This window comes from Flavobacterium sp. GQ95 (genome assembly GCF_059758655.1).
Genome location: NZ_JCAXEB010000016.1, coordinates 102,437 through 128,577, shown reverse-complemented (window position 1 = coordinate 128,577; position 26,141 = coordinate 102,437). Strand labels below are relative to the sequence as shown.

At 32.2% G+C, this 26,141-nt stretch carries 25 protein-coding genes; 15 read left to right on the top strand and 10 right to left on the bottom strand.

The features are described from left to right. The first annotated feature begins 663 nt into the window (after positions 1–663). The 11 genes from thrS (at position 664) to AC6CH4_RS23380 (ending at position 10,874) form a co-directional block, all read left to right on the top strand. Complete coding sequence (gene thrS / locus AC6CH4_RS23430; RefSeq protein WP_072974134.1) at positions 664–2,610, top strand: threonine--tRNA ligase; 1,947 nt, start codon at positions 664–666, stop codon at positions 2,608–2,610. Positions 2,611–2,632: 22 nt separating this feature from the next. After that, the gene (gene infC / locus AC6CH4_RS23425) at positions 2,633–3,184 is read left to right on the top strand and encodes a translation initiation factor IF-3 (RefSeq protein ID WP_072974136.1); all 552 of its coding nucleotides are present in this window, start codon (positions 2,633–2,635) and stop codon (positions 3,182–3,184) included. A gap of 98 nt (positions 3,185–3,282) precedes the next feature. Continuing rightward, positions 3,283–3,480, top strand: a complete 198-nt coding sequence (rpmI, locus tag AC6CH4_RS23420) for a 50S ribosomal protein L35 (RefSeq protein ID WP_007810722.1) — start codon at positions 3,283–3,285, stop codon at positions 3,478–3,480. Between the two features lie 101 nt (positions 3,481–3,581). Then, the gene (rplT, locus tag AC6CH4_RS23415; RefSeq protein ID WP_007810721.1) at positions 3,582–3,926 is read left to right on the top strand and encodes a 50S ribosomal protein L20; all 345 of its coding nucleotides are present in this window, start codon (positions 3,582–3,584) and stop codon (positions 3,924–3,926) included. A 151-nt stretch (positions 3,927–4,077) separates the two neighbouring features. Next, positions 4,078–4,650, top strand: coding sequence for a Crp/Fnr family transcriptional regulator (locus tag AC6CH4_RS23410; RefSeq protein ID WP_498107300.1), 573 nt, complete (start codon positions 4,078–4,080; stop codon positions 4,648–4,650). 78 nt (positions 4,651–4,728) lie between these two features. Beyond that, the gene (locus AC6CH4_RS23405; RefSeq protein WP_498107298.1) at positions 4,729–5,163 is read left to right on the top strand and encodes a carboxymuconolactone decarboxylase family protein; all 435 of its coding nucleotides are present in this window, start codon (positions 4,729–4,731) and stop codon (positions 5,161–5,163) included. A gap of 168 nt (positions 5,164–5,331) precedes the next feature. Further along, entirely contained in the window at positions 5,332–7,056 is a 1,725-nt protein-coding gene (locus tag AC6CH4_RS23400) for a tetratricopeptide repeat-containing sensor histidine kinase (RefSeq protein WP_498107296.1), read from the top strand. Then, positions 7,056–8,825: a tetratricopeptide repeat-containing sensor histidine kinase gene (locus tag AC6CH4_RS23395; protein WP_498107295.1), complete on the top strand. Its 1,770-nt coding sequence runs from the start codon at positions 7,056–7,058 to the stop codon at positions 8,823–8,825. Before AC6CH4_RS23400 ends, AC6CH4_RS23395 begins: the two co-directional genes overlap by 1 nt. An 8-nt stretch (positions 8,826–8,833) precedes the next feature. Next, a complete protein-coding gene (locus tag AC6CH4_RS23390) occupies positions 8,834–9,502 on the top strand; it encodes a response regulator (protein WP_498107293.1) in 669 nt (222 codons plus the stop codon). Positions 9,503–9,644: 142 nt separating this feature from the next. Next, on the top strand, positions 9,645–9,812 hold the full coding sequence (locus AC6CH4_RS23385; protein ID WP_157849277.1) for a hypothetical protein: 168 nt from the start codon (positions 9,645–9,647) through the stop codon (positions 9,810–9,812). A 258-nt stretch (positions 9,813–10,070) separates the two neighbouring features. Then, the gene (locus tag AC6CH4_RS23380) at positions 10,071–10,874 is read left to right on the top strand and encodes an endonuclease/exonuclease/phosphatase family protein (protein WP_498107291.1); all 804 of its coding nucleotides are present in this window, start codon (positions 10,071–10,073) and stop codon (positions 10,872–10,874) included. Here the strand turns inward: AC6CH4_RS23380 and AC6CH4_RS23375 are convergent, their stop codons facing one another. From AC6CH4_RS23375 to tgt, 9 genes are all read right to left on the bottom strand, one after another. After that, the gene (locus AC6CH4_RS23375) at positions 10,875–12,134 is read right to left on the bottom strand and encodes an asparagine synthetase B (RefSeq protein WP_498107289.1); all 1,260 of its coding nucleotides are present in this window, start codon (positions 12,132–12,134) and stop codon (positions 10,875–10,877) included. It abuts the gene before it with no gap. Between the two features lie 342 nt (positions 12,135–12,476). Continuing rightward, complete coding sequence (locus tag AC6CH4_RS23370) at positions 12,477–13,142, bottom strand: response regulator transcription factor (protein ID WP_498107287.1); 666 nt, start codon at positions 13,140–13,142, stop codon at positions 12,477–12,479. A 114-nt stretch (positions 13,143–13,256) separates the two neighbouring features. Continuing rightward, a complete protein-coding gene (locus tag AC6CH4_RS23365) occupies positions 13,257–14,048 on the bottom strand; it encodes a sensor histidine kinase (protein ID WP_498107285.1) in 792 nt (263 codons plus the stop codon). 817 nt (positions 14,049–14,865) lie between these two features. Then, positions 14,866–15,231, bottom strand: coding sequence for a hypothetical protein (locus AC6CH4_RS23360; RefSeq protein WP_498107283.1), 366 nt, complete (start codon positions 15,229–15,231; stop codon positions 14,866–14,868). Positions 15,232–15,366: 135 nt separating this feature from the next. Next, a complete protein-coding gene (dnaB, locus tag AC6CH4_RS23355) occupies positions 15,367–16,911 on the bottom strand; it encodes a replicative DNA helicase (protein ID WP_498107281.1) in 1,545 nt (514 codons plus the stop codon). A gap of 140 nt (positions 16,912–17,051) precedes the next feature. After that, positions 17,052–18,005, bottom strand: a complete 954-nt coding sequence (locus AC6CH4_RS23350; RefSeq protein ID WP_074659653.1) for an acetyl-CoA carboxylase carboxyltransferase subunit alpha — start codon at positions 18,003–18,005, stop codon at positions 17,052–17,054. Positions 18,006–18,116: 111 nt separating this feature from the next. Then, entirely contained in the window at positions 18,117–19,004 is an 888-nt protein-coding gene (locus tag AC6CH4_RS23345; protein WP_498107279.1) for a DMT family transporter, read from the bottom strand. After that, entirely contained in the window at positions 18,991–20,079 is a 1,089-nt protein-coding gene (locus tag AC6CH4_RS23340) for an LptF/LptG family permease (RefSeq protein WP_498107277.1), read from the bottom strand. The genes AC6CH4_RS23345 and AC6CH4_RS23340 overlap by 14 nt, the downstream gene beginning before the upstream one ends. Before the next feature lie 101 nt (positions 20,080–20,180). Beyond that, positions 20,181–21,311, bottom strand: a complete 1,131-nt coding sequence (gene tgt / locus AC6CH4_RS23335) for a tRNA guanosine(34) transglycosylase Tgt (protein ID WP_498107275.1) — start codon at positions 21,309–21,311, stop codon at positions 20,181–20,183. A 420-nt stretch (positions 21,312–21,731) separates the two neighbouring features. On the opposite strand from tgt, the gene AC6CH4_RS23330 reads away from it, so the two are divergent. From AC6CH4_RS23330 to AC6CH4_RS23320, 3 genes are all read left to right on the top strand, one after another. Next, positions 21,732–22,031, top strand: a complete 300-nt coding sequence (locus AC6CH4_RS23330) for a hypothetical protein (protein WP_498107273.1) — start codon at positions 21,732–21,734, stop codon at positions 22,029–22,031. Between the two features lie 247 nt (positions 22,032–22,278). Then, entirely contained in the window at positions 22,279–23,130 is an 852-nt protein-coding gene (locus AC6CH4_RS23325; RefSeq protein WP_498107271.1) for a transketolase, read from the top strand. A 73-nt stretch (positions 23,131–23,203) separates the two neighbouring features. After that, positions 23,204–24,157 carry a transketolase family protein gene (locus AC6CH4_RS23320; RefSeq protein ID WP_498107269.1) on the top strand — a complete coding sequence of 318 codons (954 nt, stop codon included), beginning with the start codon at positions 23,204–23,206 and terminating at the stop codon, positions 24,155–24,157. A 217-nt stretch (positions 24,158–24,374) separates the two neighbouring features. On the opposite strand, the gene bamM is transcribed toward AC6CH4_RS23320, so the two are convergent. Then, positions 24,375–25,532 (bottom strand): BamM family beta-barrel-assembly machinery protein, encoded by a 1,158-nt coding sequence (gene bamM, locus AC6CH4_RS23315; RefSeq protein WP_498107267.1) that lies wholly within the window; start codon positions 25,530–25,532, stop codon positions 24,375–24,377. A gap of 79 nt (positions 25,533–25,611) precedes the next feature. Here bamM and AC6CH4_RS23310 point away from each other — a divergent pair, with 79 nt between their 5' ends. Continuing rightward, complete coding sequence (locus AC6CH4_RS23310; protein ID WP_498107265.1) at positions 25,612–26,001, top strand: RNA-binding S4 domain-containing protein; 390 nt, start codon at positions 25,612–25,614, stop codon at positions 25,999–26,001. The last annotated feature ends 140 nt before the right edge of the window (positions 26,002–26,141 follow it).

Below are 26,141 nucleotides of genomic sequence, written 5' to 3'. Positions count from 1 at the left end.
GAGTTCTGCAAGCTTTTTCAATGACTTTTTTTGATCTTTTTTAAAACTTTTTCTTAATACTCTGATAACTTAAAACTTAGCTTTTGAAGTTTTTTTGTTATTTATAAGAATATTCCGTAGCACTTGTATTTATCTCAATTCTTTCATTTGCGTATGTGCGATTTTTACGGACTTTACACAGCAATACATTCTTTTCTGAGAACTTTATAACATATCTCCCTGCTCTACTTTTTGCGATTTCATCGCGATATCCCTTTTTTCGTTTTTTCCACGAAGGTATCAAGACACAAAGTTTCTTTTTCACTACACCACTTCTTATACAATATATATGTAGTCCTTCTTTTGAAAACAACTCCCCTAGCCCCGATGGGAGGGAAAATCCTTTTGTGCCGGGGTTCGGCACAAAAGATTGGAAGGAACAGCGGGAAACAGCTCCTGAAAATTCCAATAATGAAATCCATATTCAAAAAGGACTTCAACTCCCCTCAGTTTAATAAACCACTCTTATATATAATAGTATAATTTTCACCTTATATATATGCATAGAAAAGCATGAAGTTAAGTATGACATTAATTCCTAACATATATATGGTATAAACATGCATATATGTATTGTATGTATTTTAGTAATGCGCTATATTTGCATTCACAAAATTATAAACAATGATTAAGATTACTTTACCCGACGGGTCAATTAGAGAGTTTGCCTCAGGCGTAACTCCGATGGAGGTTGCTAAAAGCATTAGTGAAGGATTTGCAAGAAACGTGATTTCTGCGTCTTTTAATGGTACAACAATAGAAACCGAAACTCCATTGACGACCGACGGTAGTCTTATTTTATATACATGGAATGATGCAGAAGGCAAAAAAGCTTTCTGGCATTCGACTTCGCACGTAATGGCGCAAGCTCTTGAAGAATTGTACCCTGGAATTAAATTAACCCTTGGACCTGCAATTGCTAATGGTTTCTATTATGATGTCGATTTTGAAGATCAGAAAATTGTAGAAGCTGACTTTAAAAAGATCGAAGATCGTGTTCTTGAGATTTCAAGAGAAAAACATGAATTTAAAATGCGTCCGGTTAGCAAAGCTGACGCATTAGAAATGTATAAAGATAATGTTTACAAGACTGAATTGATTTCGAATCTTGAAGACGGAACTATTACTTTTTGTGATCATGCTACTTTTACTGATTTATGTAGAGGCGGACATATTCCGAATACCGGAATTATCAAGGCTTTTAAAATCATGAGCGTTGCCGGAGCTTATTGGAGAGGTGACGAAAAAAACAAACAGTTGACTCGTGTTTATGGCACATCTTTCCCTAAACAAAAAGATTTAACTGAATACCTTGAACTTCTTGAAGAAGCAAAACGTCGTGATCACCGTAAATTAGGTAAAGAACTTGAATTGTTTGCTTTCTCACAGAAGGTTGGACAAGGCTTGCCATTATGGCTACCAAAAGGTGCTGCGCTTAGAGACCGTTTAGAGCAATTTTTAAAGAAAGCTCAAAAGAAAGCAGGATACGAGCAAGTAGTTACTCCACATATTGGACAGAAAGAACTTTATGTAACTTCTGGACACTATGCAAAATATGGTGCAGATAGTTTCCAACCTATAAATACTCCTGCTGAAGGTGAAGAATTTTTATTGAAACCAATGAACTGTCCTCACCACTGCGAAATCTACAACGTAAGGCCTTGGTCGTATAAAGATTTACCAAAGCGTTATGCTGAATTTGGAACTGTTTATAGATATGAGCAATCTGGAGAATTGCACGGTTTGACTCGTGTGAGAGGGTTTACTCAGGATGATGCTCATATTTTCTGTACTCCGGAACAATTAGACGAAGAGTTTAAAAAAGTAATTGACTTAGTACTATACGTATTTGGTTCTTTAGGTTTTGAAAACTTTACAGCTCAAATTTCGTTGAGAGATCAGGAAAACAGAGAGAAATACATTGGTTCTGATGAAAACTGGGAGAAAGCTGAAAATGCGATTATCAATGCTGCGGCTGACAAAGGATTGAATACTGTAGTAGAATATGGCGAGGCTGCTTTTTACGGACCGAAGCTTGACTTTATGGTAAAAGATGCTTTAGGAAGACAATGGCAATTAGGAACTATTCAGGTTGACTACAACTTGCCTGAGCGTTTTGAATTGACATACAAAGGTGCTGATAATGAATTACATCGCCCTGTAATGATTCACAGAGCTCCATTTGGATCGATGGAACGATTTATTGCAATTTTACTAGAACACACTGCAGGAAATTTCCCACTTTGGCTAATGCCTGAGCAGGCTATAATCTTGTCTTTGAGCGAGAAATACGAAATTTATGCTAAAAAAGTTTTAGATTTGCTAGAAAATCACGAAATTCGCGCCCTAATTGACAACAGAAGTGAGACAATTGGTAAGAAAATTAGAGATGCAGAAATGCAAAAAATACCATTTATGCTGATTGTTGGTGAGGAAGAAGAGAAAAACGGAACAATTTCTATTCGTCGTCACGGTCAAGAAGGAAAAGGGAATATTACAGTTACAATTGATGAATTTGTCGCGATTGTAGACGAAGAAATAAAAAAGACATTAAAAGTTTTTACAGTTTAACTTAAATTATAAAGTCATAGCAATAAGAAGCAACAGAGGTTATCAACCTCGAGTAGAAAAAAAGGATGCACACAGAATAAACAATAATATTCGTGGTGTACAGGAAGTAAGATTAGTAGGCGAGAACATCGAACCAGGTGTATTTAAGCTTGCTGAAGCTTTACGTTTAGCAGATCAATTCGAATTAGATTTGGTTGAGATTTCGCCTAACGCTGAGCCGCCGGTTTGTAAAATCATGGATTACAAGAAATTTGTTTACGAACAAAAGAAACGTGATAAGGTTTTAAAAGCTAAGTCTACGCAAGTTGTAGTAAAAGAAATTCGTTTTGGTCCTCAAACAGATGAGCATGATTATGAATTTAAAAGAAAGAATGCTGAAAAATTCTTGAAAGAAGGTGCTAAATTAAAAGCATTCGTATTCTTTAAAGGACGTTCTATTATCTATAAAGATCAGGGACAGATTTTATTACTACGTTTGGCTACAGATTTAGAAGAACATGGTAAAGTGGAAGCTATGCCAGTTTTGGAAGGAAAGAGAATGATTATGTTCATTGCTCCGAAGAAGAAAAAATAGTCTCAGTTTACAGTTGCAGTATTCAGTCATCGAACCTGAAACTTTAAACCTGAAACAAAGATATAAGTAAGTAAGAATAAATTAAAACACTAGGAAAAATGCCTAAAATGAAAACAAAATCTAGCGCCAAGAAACGTTTCAAAGTTACTGGTTCTGGAAAGATTAAAAGAAAGCATGCTTTTAAAAGTCACATCTTGACTAAAAAATCTAAAAAACGTAAATTAGCTTTGACTCACTCAGCGCTAGTTCACTCTACAGATATGAAAAGCATTAAACAACAATTAAGAATTATCTAATAATTCTTTAGGTTAAAAAATTATTTATATAACCTTGGAGTATGGCTTTTAAGTTCCTTTGATTCAATTCAGGACGCCTGCTACAAAAACACATTAAAATTATGCCAAGATCGGTAAATTCAGTTGCTAAAAGAGCAAGAAGAAAAAAAATAATGAAGCAAGCCAAAGGTTTCTTTGGTAGACGTAAAAACGTTTGGACAGTTGCTAAGAATGCAGTAGAGAAAGCAATGTGCTACGCTTACCGCGATAGAAAACAAAACAAAAGAAATTTCCGTGCATTATGGATTCAACGTATCAACGCTGGGGCTAGATTGGAAGGAATGTCTTATTCTCAATTCATGGGTAAAGTTAAAGCTAACGGAATCGAATTGAACCGTAAAGTTCTTGCAGATTTAGCTATGAACCACCCTGAAGCTTTCAAAGCAATACTTAATAAAGTAAAATAAACGTTTTATAAACTCAATTTAGATTACTTACTTATCATAGAAAAACCATTCGCATTGCGAGTGGTTTTTTGTTTTAAACTAGTTTCTATTTTTTTTGCATCTTTTATAAATTAAATTTTAAAAGTAAATTTGTATTAAATCAAAAAATCATATGCACGAAGCACTTTTTCGACATATCGAAAAATTCATCACTTTAGAACCTTCAGAGATCGATACTTTAGAATCATGCCTACAACTTTCTAAAATAAAAAAGAAAGAACATACCCTAAAGGAAGGACAGGTTTGCAATACAATGTACTTTATCGTTAAAGGCTGTATGAGACAATATATCATAAATACCAAGGGAAGTGAACAGACACTTCAATTTGGTATTGAGAACTGGTGGATTACTGATTTATTAAGTTATCACAACCACACACCTTCTCACTTCTATATTCAGGCCGTTGAGAACTCAGAAGTCATTGCTATTGAAAAACCTACACTTGAAGCTCTGTTAATTCAAATTCCGAAACTGGAACGTTATTTTAGAATTGTATCTCAAAAATCTTTTGGTGCCATGCAAATGCGGATTAAATTCTTATTTACTATGTCAGCTGAAGAACGATACCATCATTTCAATAGTCATTTTCCAGAATTTGTACAACGCGTTCCACAATATATGATTGCATCTTATTTAGATTTCTCGGCTGAGTTTATGAGTAAAATCAGAGCTGGAAAAGTATGATTCTTATTTCTTGAAGTAGTTCAAGTTTTTTAAAGCAGATATGCCTCAACTTTGTATCAAACTTTAAAAACACACAAAATGACACCAAGAATCGTTATCCCAACAGTTGCCCCACAAGCCTACCAAGCCATGATGAATTTAGAGAAATACATTTCTACTACTTCATTAACATCTGTACATAAAGAATTAATTAAAATTCGTGCCTCTCAAATAAACGGTTGTGCTTACTGTATTAACATGCACACAGCCGATGCCAGAAAATATGGCGTATCTGAACAACGCATCTATTTATTAAGTGCCTGGCGTGAAGCTGATGTTTATACAGAAGAAGAAAAAGCTATTCTAGCTTTAACTGAACAGGTAACAATGATCAGTAATCATGTTTCTGATGAAGTTTATCAAAATGCGGCTCGATTGTTTGACGAAAAATACCTTGCAGAAATCATTATGATGATTATTACCATAAATGCATGGAATCGAATTGGCGTTGCCACAGGAATGAGAGCTTCATGATTTTATAAAGATAAATTTTACAACATTCAAGCAAACATAAGCCCTCACACAAGAGGGCTTGTTTGTATGTACTTGTAAATGAGAATAAAAAAAATATAATTTTTGCAATAATTTAAAATACCGTATTTATACGTGTACGTAAGAATTAAAATTTTCTATTTTTGGCTCATGATTACAAAAAGGCCCCAAATAATTCTTTACATTACAATACTATTTCTTATTCTATTTTCTTGTCAAAAAAAGAAACATACTGCTATTGTCGTACCAAAAAGCACTAAGGCACAAGTCAATAAATTAATCGTTATTGCAGATAAGCTTTATGATAAAAAAAACTTTGATAGCGCATTTTATTATTACAATGAAGTAAAATCAATTTGTGATCCGATGACTGATTCGGAAAATTTTGTCAGTACCCTAAACAGCATGGCAGAAATTCAACGCTACTATGGAGATTATGACGGCAGTGAATCGACATTAACAGAAGCGATACCTTATTTAAAAAATGTAAAAAAACAGAAATATATCTGGAATACCTATATAGAATTTGGAAACACTTTTCTATGTAAAAGTGATTTTAATAATGCCTCTGCGTATTACAATAAAGCTCTGAATTTAAAAACAAGCGAATGGAGAAAATTGAGCGCCAAAAACAATATAGCCGTCGTTTTATTAGAACAACATAAATATAGAGAAGCGCTTCAAATTTATCTTACTTTAAGCAAGCAAAAAGAAATAATTGAAGTTACTGAGAACTATGCAAAAGTATTAGACAATATAGGTTTCTGCTATTTCAAGATTGGAGACCCTCTGGCACTGTCATATCTCAACAAAGCTTTGCAACTGAGCAATAAAATAAACGATACATGGGAAGCTGGAAAAATCTATCTTCATCTTTCTAAATTCTATCAAATCAACAACTCCAGTTTGTCATCACAATATGCTTTATTAAGCTATATAAAGTATACGACCATAAGGGATGCTGACGGCAGAATGTTAGCATTAAAACAATTAATAAATAATTCTAGAGATTATGAACTGAAAAAATATTCTCTCTTATACATTGATATAAACGATAGTATTACAGAAGTAAGACAAAAATCAAAAAATCAGTTTGCAAAAATTAAGTATGACACTAAAAAAGAAAAGGACGAGAATTTAAAATTAAAAACCTATAAAGCAGAAAATGAGTTACAATTGGAAAAACAAAAGAATCGAAATATTATTTCGTATATTCTAATTGCCTTAAGTTTAAGTTTGATTGTAATTTTATATTTCTATTTAACTTCAAGAGGGAACAGAGAAAAAATTGAAGCCACCTATAAAAGTGAAACGAGAATCGCAAAGAAGCTTCACGACGAACTTGCCAATGACATCTACCACACTATGGCTTTTGCTGAGAATAAAAATCTTGCAATATCTGAAAACAAAGAACAGTTACTAACTAATTTAGATGCTATATATTTAAGAACACGGGATATTTCAAAGGAAAACAGCCCTATAATTACTTCTGAAAAATATACTTTTTACTTAAAAGAAATGATTTCCCGTTTTAATACTGCGAATACTAATCTTTTATTAAATGACATAGAATCTATTCCTTGGAGCGAAATCGAAAAAAATAAAAAAATTACGGTTTATAGAGTTTTACAAGAACTGCTTGTAAATATGAAAAAGCACAGTAATGCTACTTTAGTTGGGATTAATTTCAAAAAAACAGATAAAAACGTTATTATAAACTATACTGACAATGGAAAAGGTTTTGATGTCCATAATATAATTTTCAAAAATGGCTTACATAATGTCGAAAGCCGAATCTTAAGTATAAGAGGAGAAATTGATATTGATACTGCTCCTGAAAAAGGTTTTAAGGTTTTCATTAAATTTCCATTGTAATGAAAAAACATCTTTATTCTTTTTCAAAAAAGACACTACTCAAATATTTACTAATAATACTGACTTTATTATTAATAGCCGTATTGTTTGTAAACTTTTGTCAAAGGAAAACAGTAGTAAAACAAAAACCAGATCGTACTGAAGAAATAAAAAGGTTAACCGATATTGCTGATGTCTATTTTGATTCCAATAAAAAAGATAGTGCCATTTACATTTTCAACAAAGTAAAAAAAATTTGCGACCCTGAAATAAATACAATTGATTATGTTTATGCCTTGTCCTGCATAGCTGAACTCCAATATCAGTTATCAAATTTTAATGCTAGTGAAACTTCTGCAACCGAAGCATTACCCTATTTAAAAAAAATAAAAAATCCTCGATACTCCTGGATCGTTTATAATTTGTTGGCGATAAATTACATGAACAAATATGATAATGAAAATGCAATTATATATTTAAAAAAAGCCATAAAACTAAAATCAAGTGCCTGGAGAAAGCGTGTTGCCATAAATAATTTAGCTATTGTTTTTATGGAGCAAAAAAAATACAAAGAAGCAGAGGTTTTACTTAAAATATTAGTTTCAAAAAAAAACCTTTCTAATGATATCGATATTAATAACAGTGATTATTCCTTTATAAAAGACAATTTAGGTTTCTGTTACTATAACCAGGGAAATTATAAAAAAGCTTTACAATATTATTATGAAGGGCTAAAAATAAGATTAGATCCTAAAACTCCAGCTGGACTTGCGGTTAGTTACAGACATCTCTCGCTTTATTTTAGACAAAGTAATCCTAAGTTAGCAAATAAATATGCTAAACTTGCCTATGAAACTGATGTCAAAAACCATTCTGCTAACGGTAAGATTTACAGTTTAGCTTGTGTCATCAAAAGTTGCGATGCAAAAAGCTTAAAGAAATACAGTTTTAAATATATTCAACTTGTTGACAGTGTAGAGTTATCCAATCGAAAATCAAGAAATCAATTTACAGCAATTAAATATGATTCTCAAAAAGATAAAGAAGAAAACTTACTTCTTAAAACACAAAAAATTGAAAACGACTTGCAAATAGAAAAAGAGAAAAACAGGACTATTATTTTATATGTGATAATAGCATTTGTTTTAGGTCTCATTTCATTCCTTTATTTTCATTTAACCTCAAAAGGTAAAAAAGAAAAAAATGACGCCATTTTTAGCAGCGAAATACGGATATCTAAAAAACTACATGATGAGCTTGCTAATGACGTGTATCAAACTATAGCCTTTACTGAAACTAATGATCTTGAAAAAGAGGAAAATAAAGAAAAATTATTAAATAATTTAGATGCTATTTATTCTAGAACAAGAACTATTTCAAAAGAAAATAGTAATATCTCAACAGATAAAAATTACCCCCTAGCGGTTAAAGAAATGATTTCAGGATACAAATCTCCAGAAATTAATATCTTAATAAATGGCTTTGATACTATTCGTTGGAATGAAATAGACAGGAATAAAAAAATAATTCTTTACAGGATTCTACAAGAGTTATTTGTTAACATGAAAAAACACAGCGAAGCAACTCTAGCAAGCATTTCATTCAATATAAAGAATAAAAATTTACATGTTATCTATATTGATAATGGTGTGGGAATTAAAAATAACACATTAATTTTAAAAAATGGTCTCCAAAATGTGGAAAGCCGTATTAAAACTATCAATGGAACTATTATTTTTGGCAATAATTCCCAAAATAGTTTTAAAATCAGTTTCAATTTTCCTTTATAAGATACAATATGTTTAAAAAAGTTTTAGTAGCCGAAGATTTAGATAGTATAAGTATAGCTGTTATACAAGTACTTGAAGACTTAAAAATACCAACCATACATCATGTAAAGTACTGTGATGATGGCTTATTAAAAATAAAGAAAGGACTCAATGATAAGGAGCCTTATGATTTATTAATTAGTGATTTATCATTCAAATCAGATCATCGAAAAACAGAACTTTCTGATGGTGAAGATCTTATTAAGGCAATTAATGACGTACAACCTTCTCTAAAAAAGATCGTATTTTCTATTGAAGACAAATCATACCGAATTAAAACGCTTTTTAATGATTTAGGAATAAATGCTTATGTTTCAAAAGGGCGAAACAGTATTAATGAACTAAGAAAAGCTGTTGAAGGCACTTTTAGAGGAGATGAGAAAATTCTATCGTCTGACTTATCGTTTAGTTTTAACGATAAAGCTTTGATTGAAATTGAATCCTATGATATTTCAATTCTAAAATTATTAGCGCAGGGATATATCTTAGAAAGCATTTCAAATGAATTTAAATCTTCTTCGATTACCCCTAATGGAACAAGTAGCATCGAAAAAAGAATCAATAAATTAAAAATATATTTTAAAGCCAACAATAATGTTCACTTAATTGCTATTGCTAAAGATTTCGGCTTAGTATAAAATTTCATCTTCTTTACGGATTCCCGTAAGGAAATGTTTTTTTATCCTTATAACTTTGTTTGAATCTATTAACCAACCAATGAAACCTAAATTCCAAATTAATTTTATCTCAAAAATTAATACAACCAAAAACAAAATCATTATGAAAACTATGCTACTATGTATCTTTCTTTCAGTAAGTTTTGCTTTCGTCTCTGAAAAATCGGGTTGGCTTGAAGTTGACTGGAAAATTATTTTTATTCCGGCACTTCTTGTTTTACAAATTATTATTATTTCAACCGCCTTAAAAAATAGATACAAGAAACATTAACAAGTTATTTTTCAATCTTAACTTTCATTAGATATGAAAAAATACTTTTTAATTATATTAATATGCATTATTCTTATGTTGCATTGGTATAGCTCTAAAACAGAAATAATGATTCCAAAGATTCATCAAGGAAAAAACTACACAACAGAAAAAGCATTCTCTTAAATAGATTTTTCACTTTAAACTACATGTAAAAATTAGAGTAATTAAAATATTCCCCATTTTTAATTTACTTATATTTGATTTTTTAAATTCTGCATGAAAAACATCCTAAGTTTTGTTCTCCTACTTTTTAGCATCCTCTCTTTTTCACAAACTAAAATCCTCTCCTGGAATTTAGAAAATTTTGGAAAATCAAAATCTAGTGATGAATTAAATTTTATTGCCAACACTATTCTTAATTACGACATAATTGCAATACAGGAGGTTGTTGCAGGTTACGGTGGTGCACAAGCTGTTGCAGAACTAAATAGAATATTGAATGAAAAAGGCTCAAAATGGGATTATGTGGTTAGTAATCCAACTAGTAGCAGTAGTTACAAAACGGAGCGTTATGCTTTTATTTGGAAAGTCAAAAAGATAAAATTAAAAGGTAATCCGTGGCTTGAAAAAAAATATCATTTAGAAATTGACCGAGAACCTTACTTTGCTACTTTCGAAATTGACCAAAAAACAATTACTTTAGTTAACTTTCATGCCATTACAAAAAACAAACAGCCAGAAACAGAAATTAAATACTTTAAATTTCTACCTGCTGAATACCCCAATTTGAATTTAGTTTTTATAGGAGATTTTAACTGTCCTCAGTCTCATTCTGTTTTTAATCCATTAAAAAAAACAGGATATACCTCTATTTTGCAAAATCAAAAAACTTCATTAAAACATAAATGCAAAAATAACAATTGCCTGTCATCAGAGTTTGATAATATTTTTTACAAGTTAAATTCTCTAGAATATAAAAATTCAGGTGTAATACCTTTCTATAAAACTTTTAATTCTTTACAAGAAGCCCGAAAAATATCAGATCATATTCCGATTTGGTTTGAGTTTTCGTTAAAGTAACTATGTTTTAAGTTTTTTCTTCTTTGCTGCAGGAAATAAAACATTATTTAAAATTAATCGGTATCCTGGAGAATTTGGATGTAAATCTAAAACTGTTGGCGGATCTCCAACCTGATGCTGAAAATCTTCAGGATCATGTCCTCCAAAAAAGGTAAACATTCCCTTCCCTTTTTCGCCGTGAATATATCTTGCTTCTCCATTGAGTTCACAGCTACCCATTATTAATATATTCGATTTTACAAATGCAGAATCAAATGATGTTGTCTGTCCCATGAATCCCTTTACTAATTGTGTATGGTTCTGACACAACATACTGGGAATTGGATCCCATTTTGCAGAAAATTCCATTAGCGAAAAATAATCTTTCTCGACAGGAATTTTACGCTTTAATGTCATATCAATATCTGAAAATTCATATTGTTCGGGTCTTCTTTCTAGTGTAAAATCTTTAAAAGCAAACGAATTTCCGTAATTCAATTTTGCCTGATAATTGGAGTCACTGGCATCACCGTCAAACATTGCTTCGCAAATATCCACTCCATCAGCAGCAAGTGCAATATCAAAACTATCAGTAGCAGAACACATTGCAAACATGAATCCTCCTCCAATAACAAAATCTCTAATTTTTTTTGCAACAGCGCCTTTTTCCTGAGAAACTTTAGTATAACCTAATTTTGTTGCCAATGCTTCTGCATCTTTTTTCTGATCAATGTACCAAGGTGTGTTTTTATAAGCAGCATAAAATTTCCCATATTGCCCTGTAAAATCTTCATGATGTAAGTGTAACCAATCGTAAAGCAATAATTGATCACTTAAAACCTCTTCATCATAAATTGGCGTAAAAGGAATTTCGGCATAAGTCAGCACCAGCGTTACCGCGTCATCCCAAGGTTGCTTTCCTTTTGGAGTATATACAGCGATTTTTGGTGCTTTTTCAAGAATTACGGATTCCATGTTTTGCGATGGGCTTGAAATTTCATTTAAAATAGAAGCTTCTTCACTATCTGAAAGTATTTCAAAACTTACGCCCCGGATCTGACATTCTTTACGAATCTCTTCTGCATCTGGTAACAAAAATGAACCTCCACGATAATTGAGTAACCAACTAGCTTTATAATCTTTGCTTAAGCACCAATATGTAATTCCGTACGCTTTAAGGTGATTTTGTTGCGTCGTTTCGTCCATCGGAAGTAAAATGAATGAAGCTTTTGCCGTAAAAGAAAGCAACAGCATGAAAATATAGATTAAACTCTTATACATTAGAAAATTATTTTAGTAAAGATATAAAGGAAGCATTAAAAAACACAATTGGCTTAAGTGTTTTTAAAGGAGAAATATTGAATACAGAAATGATTATTTGTTTTACTATTTTTCAATGTAAAAAACAGGTAAAAACACCTATGTCACAAAAAGAAATTCTAATTACATTTGGTCATTCAAATCATTGAACTATTAACCGATGAAAAGCCAATACATGAAGTTTAATGAAAGTAATAACCAGCCAAAGGGGCTCAGTCTTTTACAAAAAATAGGTATCTGTGTACTTGTGATTACTATAATTTTGTACTACGTATTATCCATTCAATTTTTGACCAGCTAACTTCAAATAGTTAGAAAAGCAATTTCGTTCTGAATAGCGTATACGACAAGACCTGCAATATTTCTAGATTCTGTTTTAAGCAACAAATTGTTACGATGTCCTTCTACTGTTCTTGGGCTTAAAAAAAGACGATCAGCAATTTCAGAAGTTGTTTTTTGCTGACAAATGAGCTGAAGAATTTCTATTTCACGAGGTGAAAGAAAACTAGTCTCTAAATTTCCTTTTGAGTTCTTCGATGAAATAATCGTCTCCTGAATTGTTTTTAATACATTTTCATTATAATAAAATCCTTTAATTGCCACTTCATTAATTGTATGAATCAAATCTTTGGGAGTTGTGTTTTTTATAAGATAAGCAACTGCTCCTACCTGGATCATATTTGCAATAAACGATTTAGTATCATAACTAGTTAAGGCAATTATTTTAATATCAGGGAAAGATTTTCGAATAATTTTTGTTGCCTCAACTCCATTTAAAACAGGCATTTTTAAATCCATGATAATTATATCAGGTTTAACTTCATTCTCTCCTAATTTTAAGAGAAGTTCTTCTCCATTTGAGGCCTCAAAAATAATTTCGATATTCTCTTCTCTTTGCAATAAAAAAGCAATCCCTTTTCGAAATAAAACTTCGTCATCAACTAAAGCAATTTTAATATCTGCACTCATTATTAATTCAGTTTTTGGTCATTTGGTTTGCCGAAATTACAAAATATGGATTAGAAAACAGTTCAATTATCGTGATATAATACTTAAAAAGCTGATTTATTTTTAAATATTAACTTAAAAAGTAAAAATAACAGAAATACCTTTATTAATCTGCGAGTTTATTTTGATATTACCATTCAAAAAAGAAATTCGGCTATCAATGTTTTTCATTCCTAAACCTTTTTGATTTTCTGCATTTTTGCTATTAAATCCAACACCGTTATCTTCATAATTGCATGTACCAACGGATTCAATATTTTTAAAAGAAATCCAAATTTCAGTCGCTTTTCCGTGTCGTAGTGAATTATTCATTAATTCTTGTAAAATTCGAAAGATGTGCAAATGACGATCGATGTCACTATCATTAAAATCAATCTCATTTTTATAATATACTTTTACTGTTTTACTACTTTCAAACTCTTCACATAATTCTTCAATACCTGCATTAAGTCCAAATTTTTCAAAAACGGGAGGTAATAAATTATGAGCAATTTTTCGTGAATTCTCTAATGCTTTGGTCGTTAAACTAATAATATTCTCAGTGATTTCAGCTGTTTCTGCTTCTGTTAAATTTGGTGCTGACAGCAAATGTGTATTTAAAGAAACAATATTGAGTTTTGAACTAATATCATCATGAAGATCTTGCGCAATTCTTTTGCGTTCTTCTTCTTGTGCAATGATTACAGCATACAGCTGCTCTTTTTGATATTGTAATATCAAGTCCCTTTTCTCTAACTCTTTTTGAATAATTTTCTTTCTGGAAAAATAGAAAAACACAATTAAAAAGACAGCAAGAATCATGAAAAAACATGATGTATATAAAATTATTGCAACAATTTCTTTATCAGGAATTGAATTACTATTCATCGCAATTGGTGTTTATTTGTGTTCACTTTTAAATCTTAATTACGTTCTGTATTTCTTAGTCCTAAAAAAACATTAAATAAACTCTTTACTAATATTAAATAGTAAAAAGCTAATATAAAACGAATCTCTATCAAAACATATATTCCAATATAGATTTTATTATAATAAAATTGTTCTATTTCACTTTTTTTCCAGAAAAACTTACTTTCCACTCATATAAAATAAACAATTGGTTCACCACAACAAAAAATGCATTTAAATTCCAACTTATCAATCTTACTTCCTTACTCAAACCAATCGTAAGATTACCAACCAAAAATAAAACCGTACTTGTTAATAGGTAAATTATGATTCCGACCGTAATATAATAGTACTTTTTACTGTCTGTGAGCATTTTGTATAAATAAAGTAATGCAAAAACAACAACAAATAACGAGGTTAATACTATCTCAAATAAATTAAATTTAAAAAACAAACCAGGCTCATATATATATTGGATTACTAATAGTAGGGAACCAAAAAACAGAGAAAATGTTATTATTTTTTCCTGAAAGTTATTTTGTAAAAGTGTTATGTAAAAAAGACCCAATAAAATAAACTGACCAATGAAATAAAGATGGATCAAATAGAGATTATTAATGCTTAACGACGTTAAAACCTCCATTGTTAATTGAATAATGACCAATAGAAAAAGATAAAAAGTATATATCTTAAAGGCTTTTTCAGATTTGAAAAAGCCTTTTGCATATAATATAAAATTGATTATTAGAACTAAATAACCAAAATATGTAAAAAAAAGATATAACATCTATTTCAATTAAAAAGGACTATCTGGATCTCCATTAGGTGGACATGGGCGTGTAGCATCATAAACAACATCTCCGTCGTTTTCAATTTCATTTGCAGGAAAGAAGACATCTCTGTAAATCCCCTTTTCATCTAATTTTGTTCCGACAAAAAACAAAACTTGCTCACCAGCATTATTAATTCCCTTGTATGCTCGAACAGCATCAATTGGGTTTTCTAATACTGCTTTTAAAGTTTCTAACGGAATAAGATAAGCTGTAATTTTACTCTTCTCATCTTCATCTGAACCAGGAGCTCGACGATATTTTTCTGCCCAAACCTTTGCTTCAGTGACAGGGATTTCAACGCTTCCAAAATTTTGTAATTCTTTTGACATAATTTAATTTGTTTTTGGTTATGATTTAATAGCACAATTGATTTAACAACTGCCGCGCTAAACTACTGAATTTTTATTAACATTTTAACAATTGTTCATAAAAAAAAGCCTTACAAAAAGGCCTTTAATTTTTTATTAAAACGGAACATCACTATCATCATCGTCATCATTTAGATTACTACCAAAAGCTTCATTTGGAGAAGGCAGATTTTTAGTGATAAACGGATTATCATCATGATTCATTTTGGAAGGTAAATCGTCATAACTGCCTGAAAAATCATCAAGGTTATCAAATTTTCCAAGGTGACCCAAAAATTTCAATCGAACATTTTCGATACCACCATTACGGTGCTTGGCAATCATAATTTCTGCCTGACCAGCTGTTGGTGAAGCCTCATCATCATCCCACTCATCAATTTTATAATATTCTGGTCGGTATAAAAACGAAACAATATCCGCATCCTGCTCAATTGCCCCAGATTCACGAAGATCCGATAGCAACGGACGCTTACTGGAACCACGGGTTTCAACGGCACGCGATAGTTGCGAAAGTGCAATTACCGGAACATTTAACTCTTTTGCTAATGCTTTTAAGTTCCGGGAAATTGTCGAAATCTCCTGCTCACGATTTCCTCCTCCTTTACTATTTCCTCCGGCAGTCATCAATTGTAAATAATCAACAATCACGATTTTGATACCGTGCTGCGAAACCAAACGACGACATTTTGCTCTTAAATCAAAAATAGAAAGTGATGGTGTATCATCAATAAACAAAGGAGCTTTTTCCAGGTTTTTCACCTTTGTACTCAACATCTCCCACTCATGAGGTTCTAATTTACCAGTACGTAATTTCTCTGAAGACAATCCTGTTTCTGATGAAATTAACCTTGTAATTAACTGAACCGACGCCATCTCTAAAGAAAACAATGCAACCGGGTGTCCAAAATCAATAGCCATATTTCTAGCCATTGAAAGCACGAAAGCAGTTTTTCCCATCGCGGGTCTGGCTGCAATAATAATTAAATCACTAGGTTGCCATCCGGAAGTAAGCTTGTCTAAATTAGTGAAACCAGTTTCAACACCACTCAAACCTTCTTGTTTGGCAATTTCTTCAATACGTTTTTTTGCCTGAAGTACTAAACTCTGAGCTGTTTCAGAACTACGCTTTATATTTCCTTGTGTAACTTCATATAATTTTGATTCGGCCTGATCTAACAAATCAAATACATCTGTTGTTTCATCGTAAGATGCTTCGATAATTTCAGAAGAAATTCGAATCAAACTTCTTTGAATAAATTTTTGAAGAATGATACGAGAGTGAAATTCAATATGCGCCGAAGAAGCAATTTTTTGCGTAAGCTGAATTAAATAAAAATCCCCTCCTGCTAAATCTAATTTTCCGTTCTTTTTTAGCTGAGCAGAAACAGTTAACAAATCAATTGGCTGCGTTTCTGTAAAAAGCTGAACAATTGCTTCGAAAATAAATTTATGAGCATCTTTATAAAATGCATCGGGTTGTAAAATATCAATTACATCATCTACCCCTTTTTTATCAATCATCATTGCCCCAAGCACAGCTTCTTCTAAATCAAGCACTTGCGGAGGTAATTTTCCTTTTTCTAAATTAATAATTGTGGTTTTATCTACCTTTACAGGGTTTATGTTCTTGAAATTTTCCATATAGCGAAAGTAACAAATTTTAAAAAAAAATTGCTATCGAGTTATAACTATTAATTGTTTATAAATATGCTTTTTTTGTTCATAACCAAAAAAAAATCCGAAACTGTAAGGCTTCGGATTTTAATCAATCTTGTAAGAATTTACTCTTTATACTCGCCCATATTACTGTATTTGTCCATTCTTTGGGCAATTAAGTCGGCTGTTGATAAGTCTTTCAATTCGTTATATCCTTTGGTGATGTATTCGGCTACTGTTTTAAAAGTAGTTTCGCGATCATAGTGCGCTCCACCTAACGGTTCCGGAATTACATCATCCACTAATTTTTGTCTTTTCATATCAGATGAAGTCAATTTCAAAGCATCAGCAGCACGTTCTTTGTACTCCCAGCTTTTCCATAAAATGGAAGAACATGATTCTGGAGAAATTACAGAATACCAAGTATTCTCTAACATATAAACTTTATCTCCAACACCAATTCCTAAAGCTCCACCAGAAGCACCTTCACCAACAATGATTGTAATAATTGGCACTTGCAGGCGAACCATTTCAAAAATGTTTCTTGCGATAGCTTCTCCTTGTCCTCTTTCTTCCGCTTCTAATCCTGGATATGCACCCGGAGTGTCTACTAAGGTCAAAACCGGAATTCCAAATTTCTCTGCCATTTTCATCAAACGCAAAGCTTTACGATATCCTTCGGGATTTGCCATACCAAAATTACGGTATTGACGCGTTTTTGTATTAAACCCTTTTTGCTGACCAACGATCATAAACGATTGTCCGTTTACTTTCCCTAATCCGCCAACCATTGCTTTATCATCTTTAAAACCTCTGTCTCCGTGAAGTTCTAAGAAAGTATCACCACAGATTGCTCTGATATAATCTAAAGTATAAGGTCTGTTTGGATGTCTTGACAGCTGAACACGTTGCCAGGCAGTAAGGTTTTTGTATATTTCTTTTTTAGTCTCTACTAATTTTTTGTTGATTTCCTTGCAGGTTGGTGTTACATCAACATCAGATTCTTTTCCAATTATAACACACTTTTCCAGCTGTTCTTCAAGTTCTTTGATTGGAAGCTCAAAATCTAAATATTCCATGGATTTTTGAATTTTGTTTGTAAATCGAACCGCAAATATAAAAATATTATATCATTGGCACAGTTAATTGTTAGTAAAGTATCAAATTGTGATTTAAAAATAAGTAAACTATTACACTTCTTTCTTATTTTTATAATGTTTAAAAACGCCATTTAAGATAACTGTAATTACAATTATTAAGGCACCAATATAAAATTCTGTACTCATTTTCTCCTTTCCTCCAAGTATAAAATAAGCGAGCATAATTCCGTAAACAGGCTCTAAATTAGTCGTTAACATTACCGTATAAGGCGTTAATTTCTGCATTACTTTTACAGAAGCAGTAAACGCATAAGCTGTACAAACCGAAGCTAAAATGAGCAATAAAATCCAATTATTTAATGACATTGTAAAAAAGTCTGCAGTGAATTTTCCTTGTACTAAAAAATAAATAGAAATAAAGAAAACTCCCGCGCCAAATTCATAAAACGTAATAACTGAAGGTTCGTGGTCTGAGATTAATTTCCCGTTCATTAAAGTAAACAAAACTCCTAAAATGATCGATGCCAGCGCATAATACATTCCGTGCAGGTATTTAACCTCAACTTGCATGATCAAAGCTAAACCCGCAATGATTATTAATCCGAAGAAAACTTCGTAAAATAATATTTTTCTTCCGTAAAAAAGCGGTTCTAATAAGGAAGCAAAAAAAGCACCTAATGAAAATATCGAAAGTGTTATTGAGACATTTGAAACATGAATTGCTTTGAAAAAGAAAATCCAATGCATAGCAATCAGCAATCCCACAAAAATTAATTTGGCAAAAGACTGAGCCGATATTACAAAAGATTGTTTTTTATAAACTATAAATCCGGCAAGAAAAATTCCGGCCAAAAGCATTCTGAACCAAACTAAATTTTCAGCATCAATTGTGATTAAAGCGCCCAAAATGGCAGTAAAACCCCAGATAAAAACAATTAAATGAAGATTTAAATAACTTTTTAAATTATCGTTTCGCATTACGTAATAAGTAAACTGCCAGAATTCCAAAAACAATATTCGGGAACCACACAGCTAATAAAGGTGAGAAAGTAGATTTTTCGGCAAGTGTACCAAAGATTTTATCAAAAAACACAAAAGAAAAAGCAATTGCAATTCCGATAGCTAAATTAGTCCCCATTCCGCCACGTCGTTTCATAGACGAAACGGCAACAGCAATAATAGTTAAAATAAAGGCAGAAACAGGTACACTGTATTTTTTATAAAGAACCACCAAATAGGTATTAATATTTCCTGAACCTCTTTTTCTTTCCTTATCAATAAACTTATACAGTTTACCAAGACTCAAAGTTTCGGCAATATAAACTACCGGAGTCAGATCTTCTAATTCAAACTTAAAAGGAATATGTTTTTCCGGGCTCTTTTCAATTACATCATTCAGTTCGTCAACTGTTCTTTTTGTATAATCATACAAAATGTAGGTTTTCTTAACCGGGTCCCATTTAATTCGGCTTGCCGTAATTTTATATTTCAGTTTTTCTTTTTCAAAATGCTCTAGCGAAAAATTGAAAGCTGTTTTAGATTCTTCCTGAAAACTATTAACAAAGATAAAATCATTATCATTAATTTGTCTGTAAACATTGGTGTTTTCACCACGCATCAGGGCTTTCCCGTTTCCTTTTAAATACGTATATCTAAAATTATTAAACCCTTCACTTGCAGCAGGAACAATGTAAAACCCCATTAAAAGCACAAAAACTGAAACGATAGATGCTCCAATAATATAGGGCCTAAGAAAACGCGTAAATGAAATCCCTGAACTTAAAATAGCGATAATCTCCGTATTATTGGCCAGTTTTGAAGTAAACCAGATAACCGATAAAAACAAAAATATCGGAAACAGAGAGTTCGCAAAATAAATAGTAAAGTTGTAATAATAGTAAGCAATATCCAGAAACGGAATCTTGTTTTCCAGCATTTTATTTACCTTTTCAGAAACGTCTATTACAATTCCAATCGGAATAAATAATAAGATCATCACCGAGAAAGTGGCTAAATATCTTTTTAAAATATACTTATCTATTATAGTCAGCATAAAACTTTTAGTTTCAAGTTTAAAAGTTTCAAGTTTCACGTTTCAGGTTTCACGTTCTCAACTGAACCTGAAACCTGAAACAAAAATAACCTGAAACTCTTTTATAATCTTTGGCTCATATTTTTAACCATCATTTCTTTCCATGGTCTAAAATCTCCTGCTAAGATATGTTTTCTGGCTTCACGAACCAACCACATATAGAAACCAAGATTATGAATCGTTGCAATTTGTTTCCCTAAATATTCGTTGGCAGCAAATAAGTGACGTAAATAAGCTTTTGTATATTCAGTATCTACAAAAGTATGTCCCATTTCGTCAATTGGAGAAAAATCAGCTTCCCATTTTTTATTTTTGATATTGATGGTTCCGTTTGCTGTAAACAACATTCCATTTCTGGCGTTACGTGTTGGCATTACACAATCGAACATATCAATTCCTAATGCAATATTTTCCAAAATATTAATTGGAGTTCCAACTCCCATCAAATAACGGGGTTTATCTTCTGGTAAAATTTCGCATACAACTTCTGTCATGGCATACATTTCTTCCGCAGGCTCTCCCACTGATAATCCGCCAATAGCATTTCCTTGCTGACCAGAATTTGCAATATATTCTGCCGACTGACGACGCAAATCTTTATAAGTACTTCCCTGAACAATCGGAAAAAACGTTTGTTCGTAACCATATTTATAAGGAACTTTATCTAAATGATTGATACAACGATCCAACCAACGGTGTGTCATATGCATAGAGCGTTGTGCATATCTGTAATCACATGGATAAGGTGTACACTCATCAAAAGCCATGATAATATCAGCACCAATTGTGCGCTGAATTTCCATTACATTTTCCGGAGTAAAAAAGTGGTATGAACCATCAATATGCGATTTAAACTTCACTCCTTCTTCCTTGATTTTTCTATTATTCGAAAGAGAATATACTTGATATCCACCAGAATCTGTCAAAATATTACGATCCCAGTTCATGAATTTATGCAATCCGCCGGCTTTTTCAAGAATTTCAGTCTGCGGACGTAAATATAAATGGTAAGTATTTCCAAGAATAATATCCGGATTAATATCTTCTTTCAATTCGCGTTGATGTACCCCTTTTACTGAAGCCACTGTACCAACAGGCATAAAAATAGGCGTTTCAATTACGCCGTGATCTGTAGTAATACTTCCCGCTCTTGCTTTAGATTGCGGATCTTTTTGTAATAATTCAAACTTCATCTGTTTCTTTTTTCAGTCGGCAAAGATAAGCTAATTTCAGGGAAAATTAATTAGATAATTTGGCAATTAGAAAATTAGAAAATGATTTTCATCAACTTGAAACAAAGGAAACCTGAAACTTTTAACTTACACCCCTAATTCATAACTTATAATTCATAACTTTCATTTGGGCGTTCCCTCCGGTCGGGCTATCCACTATATTCCCGATTAACAAAAACTACGGTTAAAAAGCCTTGTTTTTCTAAATCGGGAGATGTCGTTCCTATCCCTAACGCAAAAGGCCTTAACATTTTTCAGGAAACAATCAAATGTAAAAGTTACAACATCCACAGTAGCAAAGTGTAACACCACAACAGTATTAATTCCTTAATTTTAATGAAATAGAAAAACAAAATAAATACTCAATTAAATATAGAAATCATGATAAATTCTGAAGACAATAACCCAGTTAAAGAAGATCAAATCGAAAGAAACCTGGAAAACATAGATTATCCGGCAAATGAAGACATTTACAATCAGGAAGACAAACTAGAAGACATTGATCCGGAAGATATTTCAGGTGAAAGAATCATCAATCAGGACAATCATGAATGGAAACAAAACAGTGATAAAATTGGAAATGATTTAGATGTTCCGGGCTCAGAACTTGATGATGAGCAGGAAGAAATTGGTTCTGAAGACGAGGAAAACAATTTTTACAGTGAAGGCGATACAGAATGACCTTTTTTGCCCTGAGTTTTATAATTATTTTGCCACATATTAAAGGATTAACAGTGATTTTTAAATCATTTCAATTCTTTAATCTGTGGCAAACTTTTATACACTATCAACAAGATTTAAAAGTTTTTTTCCACATCAATAAAAAAACACTCAGAATTTAACAATTCCAGCAAACTAAAGCAAAAAATCATTTGTCTCCCCGCAAAATAAAAATTACTTTTGCTCCAGTTTAACTTTTACATATAAAATGAAGCCTAACACACAACAATTAAGCGATTTAACTATCCAAGTAAGAAGAGATATTCTTCGAATGGTACATGCTGTCAACTCAGGACACCCAGGTGGTTCACTAGGTTGTACTGAATTTTTGGTAACCTTATACCAAAATATTATGGAGCGCAAAGAAGGTTTTGATATGGACGGAATTGGAGAAGACATCTTTTTCCTTTCAAATGGTCATATTTCTCCAGTATTTTACAGCGTTTTAGCACGTAGCGGTTATTTCCCTGTTTCAGAACTTGCAACTTTCAGATTATTAAACTCTCGTTTACAAGGACACCCAACAACTCACGAAGGATTACCTGGAGTTCGTATTGCATCTGGTTCATTAGGACAAGGTTTATCTGTAGCTCTTGGAGCAGCTCAGGCAAAAAAATTAAATGGAGATAATCATTTGGTTTATACGCTACACGGAGATGGAGAATTACAAGAAGGTCAAAACTGGGAAGCGATTATGTATGCTTCTGCAAAAAAAGTAGACAACCTTATTGCGACTATAGATGTTAACGGAAAACAAATTGATGGAACAACTGACGAAGTTTTACCAATGGGAAGTATCCGTGCAAAATTTGAAGCTTTTGACTGGGACGTTCTTGAAATTAAAGAAGGAAACAGCATCGACGCTATTCTTGCAGGTTTAACTGATGCTAAATCAAGAACCGGAAAAGGAAAACCAGTTTGTATTTTATTATATACTGAAATGGGTAACGGAGTAGACTTTATGATGCATACACATGCATGGCATGGTAAAGCACCAAACAACGATCAGTTGGCAAGTGCTTTAGCTCAAAACTATTCTGCAGATCAAATCGATTATTAAAAAAAGCTTTAAGCTTTAAGCAATAAGCTCTATGCCTATTGCCTACTGCCTATTGCGTACAGCAAAAAATAAAATGAAAAAATATATAAATACAGGAAGTAAAGATACTCGTTCAGGTTTTGGAGCGGGAATGACTGAATTAGGTCAAAAAAATGAAAACGTGGTTGCATTATGTGCAGATTTAATTGGATCATTAAAATTTGATGATTTCAAGAAAAATCACCCAGAACGTTTTTTCCAAATCGGAATTGCAGAAGCTAATATGATTGGTATTGCTGCAGGTTTAACAATTGGAGGAAAAATTCCTTTTACAGGAACTTTTGCTAACTTTTCTACAGGAAGAGTTTACGATCAAATTCGTCAATCTGTTGCTTATTCTGATAAAAATGTAAAAATTTGTGCTTCTCACGCAGGTTTAACACTTGGTGAAGACGGAGCAACACACCAAATCTTAGAAGATATTGGTTTAATGAAAATGTTACCAGGAATGACTGTAATCAACACTTGTGATTACAACCAAACTAAAGCAGCTACACTAGCATTAGCAGATCACCACGGTCCGGCTTATTTACGTTTCGGCCGTCCGGTTGTGGCTAACTTCACTCCTGCTGATGAGCCTTTCGTAATTGGAAAAGCAATTTTATTAAACGAAGGAACTGATGTTACAATCGTAGCAACAGGACATTTAGTTTGGGAAGCGCTTATCGCTGCTGAAGCTTTAGAAGCAAAAGGAATCTCTGCTGAAGTAATCAATATCCATACTATCAAACCACTTGACGAAGAAGCTATTCTTAAATCATTGGCAAAAACTAGATGTGTAGTAACAGCAGAAGAGCACAATATTCTTGGAGGTCTTGGAGAAAGCATCTCAAGAGTATTAGCCTTAAACACTCCGGCTCCACAAGAATTTGTAGCGGTAAACGATAGTTTTGGTGAATCTGGAACTCCGGAGCAATTAATGGAAAAATACAAATTAAACAACCAAGCGATTGTTGAAGCTGTAGAAAGAGTTATTAAAAGAAAATAATTTTTCAGATTTTCTTACTTTATAAAAAAACCTCGAAAGTAATTTCGAGGTTTTTTTATGCTTAAATCAAGTCTAATTATTTTGAAATAAGACAATCTAGCGACCGCTGAAACCATAATAAAAGTTACCATTAAGAAAAAGCCAAACTCTAGTTCTTTTTGCTTTATAAAAAAACCTCGAAATTCATTTCGAGGTTTTACTTATATTAAACTAGACTTTAATTCTTTTGATAAGGATACGTTTTATCTACGTGCATTCTTAATCTTGCAGGATCTGTGTAATCCGCTGGTACAAATACTCTTGAATTTGTAACTGATTCCGGCTTAGTAGGATCTGCAAGCGCTCCTGTTGGTCTTCTCGGGATACCCCAAATTTCAGATTCATCAGTATTAGGTGTATTCGGATTATCTAAAATAGGATCATAAGGATAATATTTACTTATTCCTGAATAGGTAGCACCAGTCGGTTTTGTAAGTTCAAATCTGGTTGTATAACCATCTCCATCATCATCCGCATCAACGAAATCAGCAAAAGTATCTCCATCAGTGTCATCAAATAAACTAGCTGGTGGGTTTGGATATTTTACTTTATCGGTAAAATCATATATGTATCCATCATGATTAATATCTTCCTGATAATCATAAACGCCATCTACATCATGATCTAATCTTTGTAAATCATACAATTTAAAACTAAATACTATAGGTGTATAAGCAGGGATATTTGTTTGAGCTGACTCATAATAAGCAAGTCCCGAAGGTAAAAACATTATACCAGCACCAAAATCACTGTAAGTGATTACACCGTCGCTAGCTGTAGTAGAAGTACCTGTTTTAAATTTTGGAAAAATCTCTGACCAGCCATCTATTACAGTAAATGATCCATCTGCACCACGTGGATCATACGGCCATAAAAGAGCTTTTATCGGAATTCCATTTGATGAATCAAAAGCAGTTCCATTTAGCAAATTACCTTTATAATCAACCACAACCTTATCTGTATTGATAGGATATTGTCCCGTTCCTTCTCTTAAGATTAAATAATAAACTTTATAAGTGATATCATCATTATAAACATCTCTAGTCAACAACTTAGGAAAAGTAGCACTATTAAGATACGACATAATAGAAGGCTGCGTTGCAGGATCTGTAATTTTACTAATAACAACGTCCTGATCTTGCGGAGTACCCGGAGCGTTGGTAACAGTAATATAATTAGTATTTAAATATTTAACAATAGAGTCATTGTCTGCTTTATATTGTACGGTATAATCATTTACAGGAACCACTACCGGATCGTCATCATCTTTTTTACTACAAGAAACCATAGAAATACCGGCAAGCAATAAAATAAAATAATATTTAAATTTATTCATTATTGTTAATTTTTTAGGTGCGCAAGATACAATATTGATTTATTTTTGTAAAGAATTTAACTTTGATTTTAGAAAAATTATGAGAATAGATAAATACTTATGGTGCGTGCGTTATTATAAGACGCGAAACATGGTAACTGAAGCATGCAAAAAGAACCATATTACTGTAAATGGGCAGGTTGCCAAGCCATCAAAAGAAGTTTTTCCGACAGACCGAATTACCTTTAGAAAAGATCAGATTACACAAATTATTACTGTACTTGATATTCCTGAAAGTCGTGTGGGCGCAAAATTGGTTGACATATATCGCAAAAACGAAACGCCAGCTGAGGCTTATGCTCACTTAGAATTATTAAAACTATCTAAAGAACACTATAGAAAAACCGGTGCAGGAAGACCAACTAAAAAAGATCGTAGAGATATTGATGAATATGGGAATGAGATTATAGATGAAGATGAGGAAAATTAAATTCCAAACCTTTCAAATCCCAAATTCCAAAAACCACTGTTATATAATTCGAAACTTTGATTTAAATTACAAACAAAAACAATTCTCACAATTGGAATTTGGAATTTCTTCTAATTTTGAAATTTAGAATTTCCTTTTAA

Bases quoted from the DNA above. Each gene is read 5' to 3' on its own strand.
- thrS (WP_072974134.1), top strand. From the start codon at position 664: ATGATTAAGATTACTTTACCCGACGGGTCAATTAGAGAGTTTGCCTCA.
- rpmI (WP_007810722.1), top strand. From the start codon at position 3,283: ATGCCTAAAATGAAAACAAAATCTAGCGCCAAGAAACGTTTCAAAGTT.
- rplT (WP_007810721.1), top strand. From the start codon at position 3,582: ATGCCAAGATCGGTAAATTCAGTTGCTAAAAGAGCAAGAAGAAAAAAA.
- AC6CH4_RS23410 (WP_498107300.1), top strand. From the start codon at position 4,078: ATGCACGAAGCACTTTTTCGACATATCGAAAAATTCATCACTTTAGAA.
- AC6CH4_RS23405 (WP_498107298.1), top strand. From the start codon at position 4,729: ATGACACCAAGAATCGTTATCCCAACAGTTGCCCCACAAGCCTACCAA.
- AC6CH4_RS23400 (WP_498107296.1), top strand. From the start codon at position 5,332: ATGATTACAAAAAGGCCCCAAATAATTCTTTACATTACAATACTATTT.
- AC6CH4_RS23395 (WP_498107295.1), top strand. From the start codon at position 7,056: ATGAAAAAACATCTTTATTCTTTTTCAAAAAAGACACTACTCAAATAT.
- AC6CH4_RS23390 (WP_498107293.1), top strand. From the start codon at position 8,834: ATGTTTAAAAAAGTTTTAGTAGCCGAAGATTTAGATAGTATAAGTATA.
- AC6CH4_RS23385 (WP_157849277.1), top strand. From the start codon at position 9,645: ATGAAAACTATGCTACTATGTATCTTTCTTTCAGTAAGTTTTGCTTTC.
- AC6CH4_RS23380 (WP_498107291.1), top strand. From the start codon at position 10,071: ATGAAAAACATCCTAAGTTTTGTTCTCCTACTTTTTAGCATCCTCTCT.
- AC6CH4_RS23375 (WP_498107289.1), bottom strand. From the start codon at position 12,134: ATGTATAAGAGTTTAATCTATATTTTCATGCTGTTGCTTTCTTTTACG.
- AC6CH4_RS23370 (WP_498107287.1), bottom strand. From the start codon at position 13,142: ATGAGTGCAGATATTAAAATTGCTTTAGTTGATGACGAAGTTTTATTT.
- AC6CH4_RS23365 (WP_498107285.1), bottom strand. From the start codon at position 14,048: ATGAATAGTAATTCAATTCCTGATAAAGAAATTGTTGCAATAATTTTA.
- AC6CH4_RS23360 (WP_498107283.1), bottom strand. From the start codon at position 15,231: ATGTCAAAAGAATTACAAAATTTTGGAAGCGTTGAAATCCCTGTCACT.
- dnaB (WP_498107281.1), bottom strand. From the start codon at position 16,911: ATGGAAAATTTCAAGAACATAAACCCTGTAAAGGTAGATAAAACCACA.
- AC6CH4_RS23350 (WP_074659653.1), bottom strand. From the start codon at position 18,005: ATGGAATATTTAGATTTTGAGCTTCCAATCAAAGAACTTGAAGAACAG.
- AC6CH4_RS23345 (WP_498107279.1), bottom strand. From the start codon at position 19,004: ATGCGAAACGATAATTTAAAAAGTTATTTAAATCTTCATTTAATTGTT.
- AC6CH4_RS23340 (WP_498107277.1), bottom strand. From the start codon at position 20,079: ATGCTGACTATAATAGATAAGTATATTTTAAAAAGATATTTAGCCACT.
- tgt (WP_498107275.1), bottom strand. From the start codon at position 21,311: ATGAAGTTTGAATTATTACAAAAAGATCCGCAATCTAAAGCAAGAGCG.
- AC6CH4_RS23330 (WP_498107273.1), top strand. From the start codon at position 21,732: ATGATAAATTCTGAAGACAATAACCCAGTTAAAGAAGATCAAATCGAA.
- AC6CH4_RS23325 (WP_498107271.1), top strand. From the start codon at position 22,279: ATGAAGCCTAACACACAACAATTAAGCGATTTAACTATCCAAGTAAGA.
- AC6CH4_RS23320 (WP_498107269.1), top strand. From the start codon at position 23,204: ATGAAAAAATATATAAATACAGGAAGTAAAGATACTCGTTCAGGTTTT.
- bamM (WP_498107267.1), bottom strand. From the start codon at position 25,532: ATGAATAAATTTAAATATTATTTTATTTTATTGCTTGCCGGTATTTCT.
- AC6CH4_RS23310 (WP_498107265.1), top strand. From the start codon at position 25,612: ATGAGAATAGATAAATACTTATGGTGCGTGCGTTATTATAAGACGCGA.